Origin of the sequence: Clostridium cadaveris, from assembly GCF_020911725.1 — a bacterium.
In the GTDB taxonomy this organism is placed as follows: domain Bacteria; phylum Bacillota; class Clostridia; order Clostridiales; family Clostridiaceae; genus Clostridium_X; species Clostridium_X cadaveris.
The window spans coordinates 1,390,543-1,406,444 of sequence record NZ_CP076620.1 but is presented as its reverse complement, the minus strand read 5'-3'; the positions used below and the strand labels follow the sequence as shown (position 1 = coordinate 1,406,444).

Annotated in this window: 16 protein-coding genes; 7 read left to right on the top strand and 9 right to left on the bottom strand. The window is 28.8% G+C overall.

Annotated elements, in window-relative coordinates; genetic code table 11:
• Positions 1 to 63 precede the first annotated feature (63 nt).
• From KQH81_RS06500 to KQH81_RS06485, 4 genes are all read right to left on the bottom strand, one after another.
• Positions 64 to 2,586 carry an RNA polymerase sigma factor sigma-70 region 4 domain-containing protein gene (locus tag KQH81_RS06500; RefSeq protein ID WP_027637919.1) on the bottom strand — a complete coding sequence of 841 codons (2,523 nt, stop codon included), beginning with the start codon at positions 2,584 to 2,586 and terminating at the stop codon, positions 64 to 66.
• Positions 2,587 to 2,729: 143 nt separating this feature from the next.
• The gene (locus KQH81_RS06495; protein ID WP_027637918.1) at positions 2,730 to 4,106 is read right to left on the bottom strand and encodes an MATE family efflux transporter; all 1,377 of its coding nucleotides are present in this window, start codon (positions 4,104 to 4,106) and stop codon (positions 2,730 to 2,732) included.
• A 201-nt stretch (positions 4,107 to 4,307) separates the two neighbouring features.
• Positions 4,308 to 6,344: a helix-turn-helix domain-containing protein gene (locus KQH81_RS06490; RefSeq protein ID WP_027637917.1), complete on the bottom strand. Its 2,037-nt coding sequence runs from the start codon at positions 6,342 to 6,344 to the stop codon at positions 4,308 to 4,310.
• 17 nt (positions 6,345 to 6,361) lie between these two features.
• The gene (locus KQH81_RS06485; RefSeq protein ID WP_027637916.1) at positions 6,362 to 6,928 is read right to left on the bottom strand and encodes a hypothetical protein; all 567 of its coding nucleotides are present in this window, start codon (positions 6,926 to 6,928) and stop codon (positions 6,362 to 6,364) included.
• Positions 6,929 to 7,088: 160 nt separating this feature from the next.
• On the opposite strand from KQH81_RS06485, the gene KQH81_RS06480 reads away from it, so the two are divergent.
• Entirely contained in the window at positions 7,089 to 8,084 is a 996-nt protein-coding gene (locus KQH81_RS06480; protein WP_027637915.1) for a CehA/McbA family metallohydrolase, read from the top strand.
• Between the two features lie 10 nt (positions 8,085 to 8,094).
• Here KQH81_RS06480 and KQH81_RS06475 read toward each other — a convergent pair whose 3' ends face one another.
• Entirely contained in the window at positions 8,095 to 8,445 is a 351-nt protein-coding gene (locus tag KQH81_RS06475) for a hypothetical protein (RefSeq protein WP_230029122.1), read from the bottom strand.
• A gap of 238 nt (positions 8,446 to 8,683) precedes the next feature.
• Here KQH81_RS06475 and KQH81_RS06470 point away from each other — a divergent pair, with 238 nt between their 5' ends.
• A complete protein-coding gene (locus tag KQH81_RS06470) occupies positions 8,684 to 9,151 on the top strand; it encodes an Lrp/AsnC ligand binding domain-containing protein (RefSeq protein ID WP_027637913.1) in 468 nt (155 codons plus the stop codon).
• Positions 9,152 to 9,201: 50 nt separating this feature from the next.
• Here the strand turns inward: KQH81_RS06470 and KQH81_RS06465 are convergent, their stop codons facing one another.
• Positions 9,202 to 9,723 (bottom strand): protease complex subunit PrcB family protein, encoded by a 522-nt coding sequence (locus KQH81_RS06465; protein WP_177192643.1) that lies wholly within the window; start codon positions 9,721 to 9,723, stop codon positions 9,202 to 9,204.
• Positions 9,724 to 9,866: 143 nt separating this feature from the next.
• Here KQH81_RS06465 and KQH81_RS06460 point away from each other — a divergent pair, with 143 nt between their 5' ends.
• Entirely contained in the window at positions 9,867 to 10,073 is a 207-nt protein-coding gene (locus tag KQH81_RS06460; RefSeq protein ID WP_027637911.1) for a DUF378 domain-containing protein, read from the top strand.
• A gap of 77 nt (positions 10,074 to 10,150) precedes the next feature.
• Here the strand turns inward: KQH81_RS06460 and KQH81_RS06455 are convergent, their stop codons facing one another.
• A complete protein-coding gene (locus tag KQH81_RS06455; protein ID WP_027637910.1) occupies positions 10,151 to 10,870 on the bottom strand; it encodes a lysophospholipid acyltransferase family protein in 720 nt (239 codons plus the stop codon).
• A gap of 152 nt (positions 10,871 to 11,022) precedes the next feature.
• On the opposite strand from KQH81_RS06455, the gene KQH81_RS06450 reads away from it, so the two are divergent.
• Positions 11,023 to 11,886 (top strand): ComEC/Rec2 family competence protein, encoded by an 864-nt coding sequence (locus tag KQH81_RS06450; protein WP_027637909.1) that lies wholly within the window; start codon positions 11,023 to 11,025, stop codon positions 11,884 to 11,886.
• 47 nt (positions 11,887 to 11,933) lie between these two features.
• On the opposite strand, the gene KQH81_RS06445 is transcribed toward KQH81_RS06450, so the two are convergent.
• The gene (locus KQH81_RS06445) at positions 11,934 to 12,605 is read right to left on the bottom strand and encodes a ribonuclease H-like domain-containing protein (protein WP_035770452.1); all 672 of its coding nucleotides are present in this window, start codon (positions 12,603 to 12,605) and stop codon (positions 11,934 to 11,936) included.
• A gap of 250 nt (positions 12,606 to 12,855) precedes the next feature.
• Here KQH81_RS06445 and KQH81_RS06440 point away from each other — a divergent pair, with 250 nt between their 5' ends.
• From KQH81_RS06440 to KQH81_RS06430, 3 genes are read left to right on the top strand one after another with little or no spacing between them, the layout of a single operon-like run.
• A complete protein-coding gene (locus KQH81_RS06440; protein ID WP_027637907.1) occupies positions 12,856 to 13,116 on the top strand; it encodes a FeoA family protein in 261 nt (86 codons plus the stop codon).
• The gene (gene feoB / locus KQH81_RS06435) at positions 13,091 to 14,866 is read left to right on the top strand and encodes a ferrous iron transport protein B (RefSeq protein ID WP_074844228.1); all 1,776 of its coding nucleotides are present in this window, start codon (positions 13,091 to 13,093) and stop codon (positions 14,864 to 14,866) included. The genes KQH81_RS06440 and feoB overlap by 26 nt, the downstream gene beginning before the upstream one ends.
• A gap of 20 nt (positions 14,867 to 14,886) precedes the next feature.
• Entirely contained in the window at positions 14,887 to 15,042 is a 156-nt protein-coding gene (locus KQH81_RS06430; protein WP_081670199.1) for a FeoB-associated Cys-rich membrane protein, read from the top strand.
• A gap of 41 nt (positions 15,043 to 15,083) precedes the next feature.
• Here KQH81_RS06430 and KQH81_RS06425 read toward each other — a convergent pair whose 3' ends face one another.
• Positions 15,084 to 15,875: a ribonuclease H-like domain-containing protein gene (locus KQH81_RS06425; RefSeq protein WP_051196180.1), complete on the bottom strand. Its 792-nt coding sequence runs from the start codon at positions 15,873 to 15,875 to the stop codon at positions 15,084 to 15,086.
• Between the last annotated feature and the right edge of the window lie 27 nt (positions 15,876 to 15,902).

The window sequence follows — 15,902 nt, the reverse complement described above, 5'->3', positions numbered from 1 at the left end:
ATTGTTTTTTTAGCAACAAAAACCATTAGTTTTAAATTTTACTAATGGTTTTCTATCATTAATTTATTCTATTATTTTTAATTTTCCATTGGAATCTACCCATATTACCTCTGAATCCCAAACTTCTTTTGGAAGAACTTTTAATATTATATTCTTTTCTTGAAGATATTCCTGAATCCTTGTTATAGTCATTACATCATCATATTCATTCTTTATTATATAGACAATTAAATCAGAAATATTTTTGATACTAGAGTTATTTTTAACTAATATTGAGCATTTGTATCTTCTATCTTTAAAATATTTCTCTATAATTCTGTAATCAGGGATATATTCTTTTACAATGGCTTCTAATAAATAAGAATTCCATCCATATCCTATGGCTGGATAAGAATCAAAATTTTCTATTCCTCTCAGAGGAAGATATTCTATATCTCTCATTACATTCTTAATATTCTGTTTTATCCTTTTTATACTTTCCTCGTCTATGTTAAAGTCCTTTTTTAGTACATAGTTATTATCATTTATCTCTATCAGATCTTTAGAGACTTTGTGAAAAGCATTATAGATAGTTCTCTCTGTAAACTCCAGATTTTTAAAATAACTGTAGAATTCATCGTAGCTTATCTTCTTTTTATTTTCTAGAAGAGCATAAAATAAATCCATCGTAGTAAACTGCTTTTTAGGTCTTTCTTCCAATATATGAGGCCGTCTAAAGTAATAATTACTACCAAAGTTGTATTCTAATATGGAATATAAATTAAATGAGTTTTTTACGTTATTTGCTTTTATAAAATCACTCATGCTTTTCTTTACTTCTTTGTAGATTATATTTGCATTGGTATACCCATTATTTTTATCAAAAGATTTTTTAACAATGTCCCTTAAATTGCTTGTCCATTCTTTTTTCATATTTAGTGCCATAGCACTTATAAAGTATCCATTATCCCAATATAATATATCTTTGTTAACAGACACAGCGTTATTAAACATGGAGTCTGTCCATCCTGGATATACCTTACGTATTTCTTTTTTGCTCACAGGTGCATTTTTTGAAGACAAAAACTTTCCAAATATCTCGTGAGAGGTCATAGTTCTATTTAAATCTTTTACTATATTGTCTTTAGTAAAAATAAATTCATCACCATAGTAATATTTAAGGATACCATGGAGAAAATATCTATTATTTATATTACTTTGGGATAGCAATTCTTCTTCAAATTTTCTATATAAATCTGCTATAAAAATAGAATTTTCTTTAAAATTCAATATATGCCTCTTTATTTTTTCTAAGGTTTTTACACTGATGTCTATATAATCAGGACTTATATATGTTCCTCTGTCGCATAAAACATTATCGCTTTCTATTCTTGCTGCAATAGCTCTATTATTCTCACAAACATCTTCACGTCCAAATTTTTCTTTAAAGATCTTTCTTACAAATTCTATGCTGTTGTCATCACTAAGCTTTATTCCTTCTTTAAAATATTCTTTTACTATTATGCTATAGCATTTCGATAGCTTAATTGAACCTTTCCATATATAATCCTTATATCTTTTATATCCATGCTTCATTATATATGATATAAAATCATCATATTCTAGAAATCCTATATCATTCTCTTCTAAACACTCTTCCATAGGATATATCCCCTCATAATAATTGAATACTTCTGGCACATCATCCAATATTATGGAATTAATTTTTCTTAAGAACTCTTCCTTATTTTCATCTATTATATACTTTTTTATATCTTCACAATAAACTATCCTATCACTATCAGCACTTTTAAGTGAATATTTGATTATCACTCTGTCTTCTATATTGTCAAATAATAAATTTAAATCTTCACCATCAAAAATTTTTTCTTTTTCTAAATTATTTATTATATACGAAGAAAACATAGCAAAATATCCTTTGAGCCTCTGATGAATCCTAAGTTCAAGCTGTCTTACACGTTCTCTGCTTATGCCTTTGCTGTCAGCTATATATTGAAGTGTCTCTTTATTTATTGCTCTTCTTTTAAAAACATTAAAATGTTCATCATCTTTTATAAGATGAAGTGTAAGCTTGTATAAACTATTTTCAGGGATTTTAAGAAGCCCCATGCCATCTATAAAACGCTTATATTTAGCTTTACCTATATTAGGTATAGTACTTATAACAGATAAATCTAATTTTTCTATCATACCTATAGTTTCTATATGATTTTTTTCTAACCAGTGAATTATTTTAGAATCTATAGAAAGGGCACCTAACGCCTTTACACACATAGATTTATAGCATGGTTGTATATCAATATTTTTTTCGTAATTCTTTTGAGGATTGTATTTCATGTTGAAATCTTTGTTCTTCCATTGATTCCATCGATTTATTATACTTTGTATCTTTGCCTCTCCAAAACCCTTCTCGTTATATAATGTGTTAAAATCAAATTTTTCTAGGTCTTTTAAATAAAGTTTATGCTGCTTTCTGCAATAATCTTTAAATAATCTAAAAGAGTTCTCATAAAATAAATCATCAATTCCATAGGAATCATAATCTTTTGAAATGATGTTTGTGGCATTTACAACTGAATTATTCATCCATATATCTCCTTTTAATAAGCTTCTCTTTTATTATTTTATACCATTATTCAGAATTTAATGTCAATGAAAATAATATTATTTTTTTGATTATTCAAAAAACACCTTGAGGATATATTTTTTATCCTCAAGGTGTTTTTACTTTAAGCATTGACTACATGCTTCATCTTTTCATAAGAAATTTGTTCTTCTTCTATATCTCTATTAGCTTTCCTTATATATATAACGCCTGTTATCGAAGCTATTATATCTGTTACAGGATATGTAGCCCAAGCACCTTCCACCTGCCATAAAGCTACAAACACTATTACTAATGGTATAAAAATTACTATTTGTCTATATATAGAAAGTAAAAAGCTCATTTTTGCTTCTCCCATAGCTTGATAATAATACATAGCTATATAATATAATCCTATTAGAGGGAATAACGATATACAAATTCTAAAAGCTCTTACTGCATCGTCTAAAAATTGTATTTCTAAAAGGAAACTTCCTATAATCTGTTTTGTAAAAATCATCATTATAGCCCACATAGCAAAAGAAGCAATTGTAGCAGATTTTATCGCACTTTTTACAGTGTCTTTAATACGTTTAAAGTTTCTAGCACCATAATTGAAAGCTACTATAGGCTGCATTGCAGACGCAATTCCTAATATAGTTATATACATAAACATAGATACCTTGGTTATAACTCCGACTATTATAATAGCTTCGTCTCCACCGCTATTAGATAAAAGATTGTTTAATAACACCGCAACTACAGCATCTGATATCTCTATTACAAAAGTTGAGAATCCTACTGCAATTATAAGCTTTGCAATGCTGAAATTTATCTTAAACGATAATTTTAAATGAAGCTGGTCTTTTATTTTCCAAAATTGAATAGTAGCAAATATAAAAGCTACTATTTGTGAAATAACTGTAGCTATAGCTGCTCCTTTAACTCCCATAAATAATTGACCCACTAACATAAAGTCTATAATTACATTTATCGTTGCACCCATAGAATTTGTGTATAAGGTTACTCTTGTATTTCCTAATGAATTCATTATAAAACACATTACAAAAGTAAGTGCTTGGAATATACCACCCAAAAGAACGATTGACACATAATCCCTAGCAAGAGGATAAATAACACTGCTTGCCCCCATTTTAATCAATATAGGTTCTAAAAACATATATATACCTAATGGTAAAATAACTAAAAATACTATTGTAAGAGCTAGTGCAGTACTTATGGTTTTCTTTAGCTCATCATAGTTTTTCTCTCCTAGATATCTAGCAACTGCCGTAGATGTACCTATTGATATTAACATCGCTATTGATGATAATAGTCTTTGAATTGGAAATGCTATAGTTAAGGCGCCAATAGCGTTAGCTCCTACATGTCGTCCCACAAAGAAGGTATCTACCATATTATAAAGTTCCGATACCAGCAGAGAAATTATAGCCGGTAATGCAAACTTCCATAATACCTTGCTTATCCTTCCTTCTGAAAATATTTTACTATCTATACCCACTTTAACACCTCATATCATATTTTTGTAATAATTTTATTTATTACTCTAATATAATTATAGCTTGTCATAAAACTTTTTTCTTTCACTAACTTGTGGATATACAAGTACTTTTTTAAGGGATTCCAATAAACAAGTTTTTATCCATAAAGCATAAAAACACCTTGAATAAGGTGTTTTTGTACTTTTTTGAATATAAATTTTCTATTTTACTGCATTAAATGTAATTAATACAGCTCCATAACCCTGAATTTTTATTCCTAAATGGTGCACAGTGTTCTTTTTTCTGTACTCCATATCTATTTTGGGATTACATGCAATTTTTATCAAATCTATCTCTTCATCACTTAGTCTTCTTGGGGAGCCTAATGATAAATATTTGTTATAACAAGAGTTTATTCTTTCATATATTTCATACTTTGTTACCTTATATTCTTTAAATAAATTAGTTATATTTAATGATATATTTCGTTGGGCTATATTTTTCTTTCCTCTTAACTTATTTATTTCTGAAAGCTTTATTAAGTTTTCCATCTCTTCATTATAAGTATATAAGAGAATTTGAATATCATCCCCTTTGGATGTAACTATATATCCTTCACCTTGAGCTACTACTTTATCACCCAATCTGCTCAAAAATTGATATGCATAATATGAAGGCTTTCTTATTCCTTCCCAATTTATTATTCCGGAATCACCAAAAAAAACCTCATTATTTTTGTCTAAGCTCAGTGCTATATCATCTATGATCTTTAAGAATGATATCTTCTTACCATCTCTTAATCCATGATGTATAGTGTATGGCAACATATATGAAGTATCATATATTTCATTCTGTTGAATTTCAAGAATTTCCTCTTCCTCTGCTGGAAGTCCCCATTCATCTATTAAAAGTTCTTTTAGTTTTTGTTTGCTATCAACCTCTATCCTTTTATCTATTGTATATCTCCACTTTCCAATCTCATAATTTCCATACTCATCAGAAAAATAAGCCAAAAACTCATCTAATATTCTTAAAGTATCTTTATCTACGTTATCTATTATTATATCTGGTCTTAAATCAAGAGACAGTATAAAATCTATTACATCTTTAGCCATCTTGACATTTTTAAATTCTCTTACAAATAAACCAGATAATCTTCCATAATCAAAAGTTATGTCTTTTTGAATGTTTTTTATTATATTCCTATTATAATAGTCCATTAAATTTTCAGCTTTAGGTAGCCATATACTGTTTTTATAAGGATGATCAAAATTTTCTAGCACATCACTAGCATTTATAGAAATCTTTATTATCTTATCATCATAATTAAATCTATCATAATCCTCTAAAAATGTAGTTAAGTAATCAAGTGCTATATCTAAATCATAACTTTCAACATCTTTTATCTCTTCCAATTTTGAATCATCAACTTTATACATCTTTCTGTACTGCATTGGAGTCATATTGTAATGCTTTTTAAAATGTTTATTATAATACCTTATATGAGAAAACCCAACCTCTAAAGATATATCTGAAATTGTCATATCTGTATCTAGTAAAAGTTTTATAGATTCCTGAACTCTAGTTAGGTTTACGAAATCCTTAAAACTTAATCCCATAGTGCTTTTTATCTCATGAGAAAGATAATGAGCACTTAAAAACTCCTTCTCAGCTATGTCCTGAAGGCTTATTTTATTATTGTAATTATTATATATATATTTAGCTATTCTATGATATCTCTCAAGTTGTTCCTCATTATCCTTAAGCTCTTCCTTCTCATAAATAAGATAATGAAAATTATTCAGCAAATGGTACAAAAGCTCTACCATGGTTTCTTCTATATACTCATCGTAATCATCGCCTTTTTGTACCACTTCACATACTATCATAGATATATATTTTCTTAGAATCTCGTATTTTTCATCACCTTGCTGTATATTTTCTTCTGTGGTGTCAGTGTAGAAAAACATATTTTTTATATCATCATAATACTTTTGAAAAAAATTAGGATCCATGTGTATCATAAGAACCATATTATCTTCATCACTATGAATTCTATGACATTCTTCCATATTTATTATCTCTATTTCATTTTCCTCTACAACATAATTATCACTTTCTATAGTAACTTCTATTGATCCTTTAAGAACCATTAAAAGCTCTATTGCATCATGCCAATGAATAGGATGCTCCTTTATATTTAGCAGTTCCACCTTTACAGGTATATTGCCATTATAACTCACGTATTCTTTACGCATTAAACCCCACCTTTTTATTATGGCGTATATATCTTAATAATCTTTTCTACAAATTCGCCATCTCTATTTTCCATATATACATTAGCAAACATATCATTTACCATTCTATTTATAGGATTGCTATTTTTAAGACATTTTATTTTATATATATATACTTCTTCGTACTTCGCACTTTTTTTATTTTTTATGAATTGCACATTTTTTTCTTTGCTGTAATATCTTTCGTAACCTTTTGATTTTCCTTCACCTTTCTCATTTACTACATATACTTCTCCGTTATCATTGTTCTCATCCTTAACATAAGTCCCATCTTCAAAAGGAACCAAGGTATTCTCTTGAACTATCATTTCTACCTCTCTAAAGTCCTTTTTCCCAACAACCCATATGCCATATGGGATTATAAAGCTTATTGTAATCATAATTAAAAAGGCTAGTACCAAATCAACAATGATAAACTTTGTAAGCTTAGTCCTAATTTTAGCCTCATTATCTGATCTTTTATGAATATTCCTTGTCTGCTTATTAAACATAATCCAAGCTACTATAAATCCTATGAAAAATCCTATATATAAAAGTTTTATCATGTATCCCGTCCTGCCTTCCTTGGTATTTTTCACCTATACTAATAACATAATAATACCATAGAGAAGATTTAAAATAAAGAACGCTAAGACTCATGATTTCTTTAACAATTTTATAATTATGAAATAATATATAATATAACATTTTATAAGGAGCCTTTTCATGTCCAGTTTTCCAAAATATAAAACCTTATATGGAGTTCCTCACTGCCATTCCTCTCTTTCTACTGGGGAAGAGATTCCGGGAAGAATATTGTCTTCTGCAAGAAATAGAGGATTGGACTTTGTTATATTATCCGATCATAATACTTTTTTAATAAAGGAAATAAAGAATAAATCCTCTAAAATAATGAGGTGGGCAGCATGTCAAAAGGCCTGCACAAGTTTTAATAAGAAATATAAAGATTTTCTTTCTCTTACAGCTTTTGAGGCTAAAAGTCATTTATATGGTCATTTTAATATAATAGGTTCTTCTAATTTTTTTAGCAGTCCTATAAAAAATATAAATGCCTTCATGTTGTGGTTATGGGCAAACCCATCAATAGTTGCAATAAATCATCCCCATTCTTCTGTTGAAAACATCCCTTCACACAAGTTTTTGAAAGAGTCTATATGTTTAATAGAAGTTGGAAATGGTTGTTTAAAAAACAATTACTGCCGTTTTGAAAGAAGATATTACTCAATGCTTGATTTAGGCTGGAAAGTTGGGGCAATAAACGGTCAAGATAATCATAAAAAAGATGTAGGTGTAAGTGATAATTTGACTGCTGTCTTGTGCAAAGAAAAATCAATTCCTGCTCTTTTAGATGCGTTAAAATATCGAAGGACCTACTCAACGGAGTCAAGAACATTAAAATTATTATTTTCTATAAATAAAACTTTTATGGGAAGTACTATAAAAATTAAAGAAGGAAAAAAATTAAATTTTAACATATGGGCTCATGATTCAGAAAATCTCATAGATAAAATAGAAGTAATCACTTCTGGTGGAAAAGTAATACGCACTCAGGATTTCCCTCCTGAGAAAAATATCTCTTATCTTCTTAGTCTCACAGCTTCTTGTGAAGAAAAATGGTACGTTATAAAAATATATCAAGCTAATGATAAAATAGCATTTTCGTCTCCTATATTTTTAAAAATAGAAAAATCAGCTAAATAAGCTGATTTTTCTATTTCTTTTCGTCGTGTTGATTTTTAACTCTATTTGGCTTAGCCTTTGGTTTTACTACTACCTTATTCTTTGCTGATTCTTTTTTCTGTTTGTAATCCCCTATGTCTCCTCTAGTTATGTCAAAGAACCACATGAAAAATACAACAAAAACAGCAGATTTAGTAAAAATAGCTATATTTCCTGTAAAGCCTATTGAAGGTATAGCTGGAAATATTAGTCCTATGATAGATATAGCTAAAACTATCCATCTAGAGATCTTTACTTTTTCTAATACAAAAATCTTTAAGATGTTATATACCATTATTATAAGTATTGAAAATAACAATAATATACCAATCTGTTTCCACATATTTCAATTCCTCCTTATAGATGCTAATATATATTGTATAGCAAAAGAGTGCTGTAGTAAATATTTCAAAGCCATTGTTTTAATATTTTAATATTCCATCACCTAAAATAAGTAAAAAATAATTCATTTAACTTAAATTTATCAAAAATATTTTTTTTTTTTGATAAGTTACTCTGTTTTCTGATATAATAAAAAATGAGTAATAACAACAATATAAATAATTTTATGGGGTGATTTTGTGTCTTTTATTTCAACTTCACAATTAGATGATTTGGATTTACAAATTCTTGACATATTAATCAAGGATTCTAGAACACCTTATTTAGAAATAGCTAGAATATGTCATGTTAGTGGTGGAACTATACATGTAAGAATGAAAAAAATGGAGGATTTAGGCATTATCAAAGGTACCAAAATACTTTTAGATATGCCTAAATTAGGTTATGATGTATGCTGTTTTGTTGGTATATATGTTGACAAATCTTCTTCATTCTCAAATGTCATAACTGAAATGGAAAAAATCAAAGAAGTTGTAGAACTTCATTATACAACAGGAGATTATTCCATTTTTGCTAAAGTTATATGCAGAAACATAACAGATCTTCAAGATTTACTTATGAATAGAATAAACAACATCGTTGGTATTCAAAGGACCAACACTTTTATATCACTATCACAACCGGTTGACAGAAACGTTCAATTGTAAGTATATTTCTATAAAAAAGAGACCACTTGAATGGTCTCTTTTTTATATTACTAATATTTCTCACCTGTTTCAAGCTGTTGGAATTTTTCTCCATCATCTGTAGATACATCGATATTTTTAAAAGCCTTTGTAACCTTTACAACGATAGTTGGATAAGTTAACGCCTGAGTTACCTGATCATTCGGACCAGGTCCACTTTCTTTTATGACTATATATGCACTTTCTCCTTTATCATAAGCTTCTAACACCTCAATACTAAATCCTCCAGTATTTTTCTGACCTGAAAAAATTATTATATAATGCTCACCATCATTGGCGTATTCTGTAAATCCCCTTTTCTCCTTCATATTGTCTATCATAGACTTTATATTCTCTGTATAAAGTTCAGGTTTTATAATGTTAAAGCTACTTTTCTTAACTTCTTTCTTTTCCTCTGTTTCTTGTTTTACCACAGGAATTTCTTCTTTGTTCACTTTAGATTCCTCCTGACTCACATTAGATTCTTTTTTAAGGTTACATCCTAAAATAGTAACCGCAAAAATACACAAAATTATTAATAAAATTTTTTTCATAGTTTCCCCCCCTACTTTATTATATAATATTTCTCCCGCAAATAAAATTATTGCTTTTAAAATATAATTTAGCTTTTTATACATAAAATTCTCTTTAATGAAAATACTAACCATAAACTTAAATATAAAGGAGATGTATTTTAATGAAAACTTTTGATATCATAGCACTTTTATTAGTTATAATAGGTGCAGTAAACTGGGGTTTAGTTGGATTTTTCCAATTCAATCTTGTAGACACTTTATTTGGAACTATGAGCGCTGTTTCAAGAGTAATTTATGCTCTAGTAGGGCTAGCTGGATTGTATTCAATATCCTTCTTTGCCAAAGATAAATACCGTGATGCAGAATAATTATCATGATGCAGAGTAATACTTAGGATAAAAGCCTGACATAAAATTTAATTTTGTCAGGCTTTCAATCTTGTATGCTATTTATTATTTTGTTCTAGATTTTTAACTATCTTGCTTTTTATTTCATCTATAAGGTCATTTTGCTCTTCTTTTGTCATTCCTTCTGTATAAATAGGTTTATCTACTGTAACTATAACATGAGCTTTTCTTAACCTATTATTTTCTTCTAAAATTTTATATGCTCCATCAATTGTAACTGGTACTATTGGAACTCCAGATTTTAACGCAAGCTTTAAGCTTCCCTTTTTAAATGATCCTACATTATTACTTTTACTTCTCGTTCCCTCCGGAAATATGCATAAAGAATGACCCTCTTTTAGATAATTTACTCCTTCAAGAATTACCTTTATGGCTTCTCTCGTATTCTCTCTATCCAAAAACAAACTTCTAGTTCTTTTAATCCAAATTCCGAATAGAGGTACTTCAGCTAATTCCTTTTTTGCGACAAATCCCAAATGGCTTTTAGCTATTGAAACTATTATAGGTATATCCATATAACTTTGATGATTTGAAACAAAAAGACATGGCCCATCAACTACGTTTTCTTCTCCATGAATTTCTACAGTAGTTCCTGTAATCTTCAAGGTATTTCTAGCCCAACGTTTTCCTATTTTAAACATAAATTTATCTACGTCTTCTTGGGTTCCCTTAGCTTTAACCCTGTTATATCCTATAGTATTTAAATAAAATAAAAGCATATAAATACCAAAAATTAGTCCTCCAATTATAGTCCTCATATAATCCCTTCCCTTGTGCTTATCTTAAATTAATTTTAATTATATCACAAATGGCAATAATTTTTATAGCTTACTTTTAAATTCTGTTCGCTTTTACAACAAACTCATTTTTGTTATAATTATTTTGAACCAACTATGAAAGGAGTAGTAAATTGCAAAATAAGATACTAAAAAAAATTATACTTGTACTTGTAGTGATACTTTCACTATCTTTTGCGGCATGCAGTAGTGAAAGCAGTTCTAAAAAGGCACCAATATCTACTGGTAACGAATTAAAGGTTCATTTCATTGATGTTGGACAAGGAGACTCTATACTTGTTCAGTTTAAAGACAAGAATTTATTAATCGATGCTGGTCCTAGAAGCAGCAGCAATGACCTTTTAAAATATCTTAAAGGTATTAATCTAACTAAATTAGACTATGTTGTTGCGACACACCCTCATGAAGATCATATTGGCGGTATGCCTGAAATTATAAAAAACTTCGAAATCGGGGAATTTTATGCACCTAAAAAGCAGGCTTCAACCAAAATATTCCAAACCATGGTTGAAGATTTAAAAAAGAAAAATCATAAGATAAATGTTGCAAAAGCAGGGGTTTCCCTAGACATGGATTCTGACATATCTGTAGAGATGATAGCCCCAAACAGTAGTGATTATGAAAATGTAAACAATTATTCCGCAGTAATTAAAGTAACTTATAAGGATACTTCCTTCTTATTTACTGGTGATGCAGAAAAATTATCTGAGAAAGAAATTCTTCAGAAAAAGTATGATATCAAAGCAGATGTCCTAAAACTTGGACATCACGGAAGCTCAACATCATCATCTAAAGAATTTCTAGACAAAGTAAACCCTAAAATAGCAGTGGCTTCCCTTGGTAAAAATAATGACTATGGTCACCCTCATAAGGAAATCATAAAAGCTATGAAGGATAGAAAGATAAGTTTCTACAGAACTGATGAACTCGGTACAATAGTACTCAAAAGCGATGGTAAAAATATAACCAAAGAATAAAAAATTAAGCTAAGGGAGAATTTAACACTTTTAAATTCTCCCTTAGCTTATGATTTTTCATCTTCTTTTTCTTCATGATCCATTGTATTCCACTTTGTAAGTATATGGAATAAATTAACTACATCCTGTTCATTATATAGAAGTATCTTTTCTATTTTTTCTTCTGGCATTCTATTTATGTAGTCTTTATCTTTAACAACTTTTGCAAAAGTTTTAGCCAAAGTAGATCCGCTTATCAGCTCACCTTCGCGCTCTATTCCAATTTTCTTTTCAAGAGCCTTAAGACCTATGTTTTCCTTTGTCTTTTTTTCAAATGCCTTCTGAAGATCCAGATCTTTAAAAGAACTTTTAAAATCAAATTTTAAATGATACTTTTCTAGCAAATAATTGATAACAAAAAAATCATTATTCCCAGAAAATGTAACGATATATTCTTTATTTAATACCTCTTTTGCATAAGTAAAATACTTAACTGCCATTATTAAAATATCCTTTATTTCCCTTTTACTTTCAAGCATATATTGAATAACCTTTAAAGAATTTTCCTCTTCATCATAATATGCACATCCAAAAACTCCTATGCATATAGGATGCTTATATACATAATGTTCTAAATCAAAATATAGCGCTTTCTTATATACATATATATCATCTTCTACTGACAGTATATCTTCTTCGCTAAACTCTCCTACTTCAATAGTGTTATCTCTAATTATCACTGTCATCACTCTTTCTCACAAAATCAATTCCGCTATATTTCAACTACAATATAACTCATTATTTACGACACAATTATAGCATAATGTGGTGTTGTTTTCCATAACAAAATTGTGAATTGTCTTTATCTATGACACACTCATCCTATACAAAAATTTTATTGTCATTATATTTCACATTATTGACAAATAACTATACAAGTGATATTATAATATTATAAATGATAATGATTTTCAGTACGAGGTGGTAATGATGTGCATTAATGATTTAAAATATGGAGATAAAGTTTTTGTAGAAGATATAGTTGGATCCTCAAAGCTAAACAAGAGATTATTAGCTTTAGGTTGTATAAAAGGAACAGAAATTACGTTTAAGGGAAAAGCCCCTTTAGGAGACCCCATACTGATTTCTATAAGAGGTTTTGATATAGCACTTAGAAAGAAGGATGCAAAAAACATCTTGGTATCTAATGTTAAGGAGGATATATATGCTTACAATTGCTTTGCTAGGTAATCCTAACGTTGGAAAAACTACTTTATTCAATGCACTTACAGGTTCTAAGCAGTATGTTGGAAACTGGGCAGGTGTAACTGTTGAAAAAAAAGAAGGTTATTTAAATGATGAAATAAAAATAGTAGACCTTCCTGGTATATATGCTATGGATACTTTCTCTAATGAGGAAAAAGTATCTAAAGAATTTTTGGAATCTGGACAAGTTGATTTGATAGTTAATATAGTAGATGCTTCCAATTTGAGCAGAAATTTATATTTAACTACTCAGCTAAAACAATTTAATGTTCCTATGGTATTAGTGCTTAATATGATGGATGTGGCAGAAAAGAAAGGTTTGAAAATAGATACAAACTCTTTAGGTAAAAATCTTAATGTAGATGTAATATCTATTGTTGCAAGCAAAAAATCAGGTATTGATGAAGTTAAGGGTTTTTTAGAAAAAAAGAACTTCCTATCCCCTTCAATTGATAATGACTATAATTTCCAAGACGAGGAAACGGCTTATAGATTTATAGACAATATAATTCTTAATAGCACATTAAAAGACAATAAAAAAATAAGTAAATCTTCATCAGATAAGATTGATAAATATTTTTTAAATAAGTGGTTAGCTTATCCTATATTTCTAGGACTTATGTTTTTAATGTTTAAACTTACTTTTTCATGGATTGGCCAACCACTTTCTGATGCTTTAGATGGATTCGTAGGAGAGACTCTTTCCCCATTTGTAGAAGGTCTTTTATCTAATTCAAGCCCTTGGTTTTCATCCTTGGTCGTAGATGGAATAATTGGAGGAGTTGGTGGAGTTATAGTGTTCGTTCCTATAATCTTTACTCTTTTCTTCTGTATTTCTTTCTTAGAAGATAGTGGATACATGGCGAGAATAGCTTTTCTTATGGATAAAATAATGAGGAAAATAGGTCTCTCTGGAAAAGCCTTTATCCCTTTTATAGTTGGATTCGGATGTTCCGTTCCTGCTATAATGTCAGCTAGAACTTTGGAAAGTGAAAAAGATAGAAAGATGGCAGCTCTTTTAGCTCCTCTTATGTCATGTAACGCAAGACTTCCTGTATATATATTGTTTGCAACTGCTTTCTTTCCAAATAAAAGTGACTTAGTTGTAATATCCCTATATCTTTTAGGTGTATTACTAGCAATAGGAATAGGACTTTTATTTAGAAATACAATATTTAAAAAAGATGAGGAACCATTCATAGTTGAACTTCCTGAGTACAAGCTTCCTGATATTAAAAGCATAACAACATTAACATGGGACAAAGGAAAAGGATTCTTAAAGAAAGCTGGAACTATAATTTTTGCTATGTCCATAATCATATGGGTATTGTCACACATGAGTTTTAATGGTTATGTAGAAGATGTATCTAGTGGATTTTTAGCTTCTCTTGGAGGAATTATAGCACCGATATTTAAACCATTAGGTTTCGGCAACTGGCAATCATCTGTGGCTATCCTTACTGGTTTAGTAGCAAAAGAATCTGTAGTTTCAACTATGGAAGTTGTTTTTGTTGGAAGTCATGAAGTTCTTCCTTTATTCTTTAATCAGTTGTCAGCTTATGCTTTTATGGTATTTGTATTAATTTATACTCCTTGTATAGCAGTAATCGCTACAATGAAAAAAGAATTTGGGAAAAAAATGATGTATTTTTCAATATTTTATCAACTTGTATTAGCATGGATTGTATCATTCTTAGTATATAACGTAGGTGGATTTTTAATAAACATATTATAGGTGCAGGAGGTGTTGATATAATGGAATTTATTATAGCTGGTTTACTGCTACTATTATCTATATTCATATTATATAAGAACTTAAAGTCTAAAAAAAATGGCAGTTGTAACTGCTGTTCATCCAAAGATTGTGCTAACTGTCATAAGGCTGTTTTAAATACAATAGAGAAAAAATAAAAAAAACATGTGCAAAGCAAATTTTGTTTTGCACATGTTTTTTAATAGCTTTCTTTTATTATTGTTGTTATTTCTTCTTTACTTAAATTATTTTTATTTAAAGAATATATTATTCGTTTTGCGCATCTTTTTGATATATTAGAATAATCCAGTTTAAAATTCAATCCATTCTTTTTCATTAAGTTAGTAATTTTAAATTTTTGACCTTGGCTTAAAAGGTCACTCCTAGATATATGATTTTTTTCTATATGGTCTTTTATTTTAAAAAGATATGGCAAACTTAAAACATCTTCGCAATTATGAAGCAATATACTTTCTAAAATATTCTCATCTTTATTTTTTAAATAAATATTGTACTGATCTTTACTTGCCTCTCCATTTATATGATCTTTTCTTTCTATTCCAATGTATTTTTCAAAAGCTTTAAGACTGCACTCTTCTAGTCCTATAGATTTCGAATATGGTGTAAGCATCCTATAAAGATCATAAGTGATTTCCTTCGGCTCAATTTCTATACCATATTTACTACATTTTTCAAAAATATAAGGTTCATCTAGAGACTTACCATTAAAAGTTGCCCAAGCCTCATATTTTTTTAGAAATGATGCTGCTTTTTCAATAAGCTCTTTCTCCTCATTCAAATCTTCACATAAAAACTGTTGGATGAAAAATTCATTTCCCTCGATATATCCTAAGGCAATAGACCATATATAGCCTATTTTACTATTTAAAGAAGTTACCTCTATATCAAAATAAAGAATTTTATTTAATGAGTATTTTTCTATTATTCTATTGTCTATTTCTAATTGATTTATATAATTTCTATCTATCATAATCCTTCTCCGCACATAATCTACCTA

Bases quoted from the DNA above. Each gene is read 5' to 3' on its own strand.
- KQH81_RS06500 (WP_027637919.1), bottom strand. From the start codon at position 2,586: ATGAATAATTCAGTTGTAAATGCCACAAACATCATTTCAAAAGATTAT.
- KQH81_RS06490 (WP_027637917.1), bottom strand. From the start codon at position 6,344: ATGCGTAAAGAATACGTGAGTTATAATGGCAATATACCTGTAAAGGTG.
- KQH81_RS06485 (WP_027637916.1), bottom strand. From the start codon at position 6,928: ATGATAAAACTTTTATATATAGGATTTTTCATAGGATTTATAGTAGCT.
- KQH81_RS06480 (WP_027637915.1), top strand. From the start codon at position 7,089: ATGTCCAGTTTTCCAAAATATAAAACCTTATATGGAGTTCCTCACTGC.
- KQH81_RS06475 (WP_230029122.1), bottom strand. From the start codon at position 8,445: ATGTGGAAACAGATTGGTATATTATTGTTATTTTCAATACTTATAATA.
- KQH81_RS06465 (WP_177192643.1), bottom strand. From the start codon at position 9,723: ATGAAAAAAATTTTATTAATAATTTTGTGTATTTTTGCGGTTACTATT.
- KQH81_RS06460 (WP_027637911.1), top strand. From the start codon at position 9,867: ATGAAAACTTTTGATATCATAGCACTTTTATTAGTTATAATAGGTGCA.
- KQH81_RS06455 (WP_027637910.1), bottom strand. From the start codon at position 10,870: ATGAGGACTATAATTGGAGGACTAATTTTTGGTATTTATATGCTTTTA.
- KQH81_RS06440 (WP_027637907.1), top strand. From the start codon at position 12,856: ATGTGCATTAATGATTTAAAATATGGAGATAAAGTTTTTGTAGAAGAT.
- feoB (WP_074844228.1), top strand. From the start codon at position 13,091: ATGCTTACAATTGCTTTGCTAGGTAATCCTAACGTTGGAAAAACTACT.
- KQH81_RS06430 (WP_081670199.1), top strand. From the start codon at position 14,887: ATGGAATTTATTATAGCTGGTTTACTGCTACTATTATCTATATTCATA.
- KQH81_RS06425 (WP_051196180.1), bottom strand. From the start codon at position 15,875: ATGATAGATAGAAATTATATAAATCAATTAGAAATAGACAATAGAATA.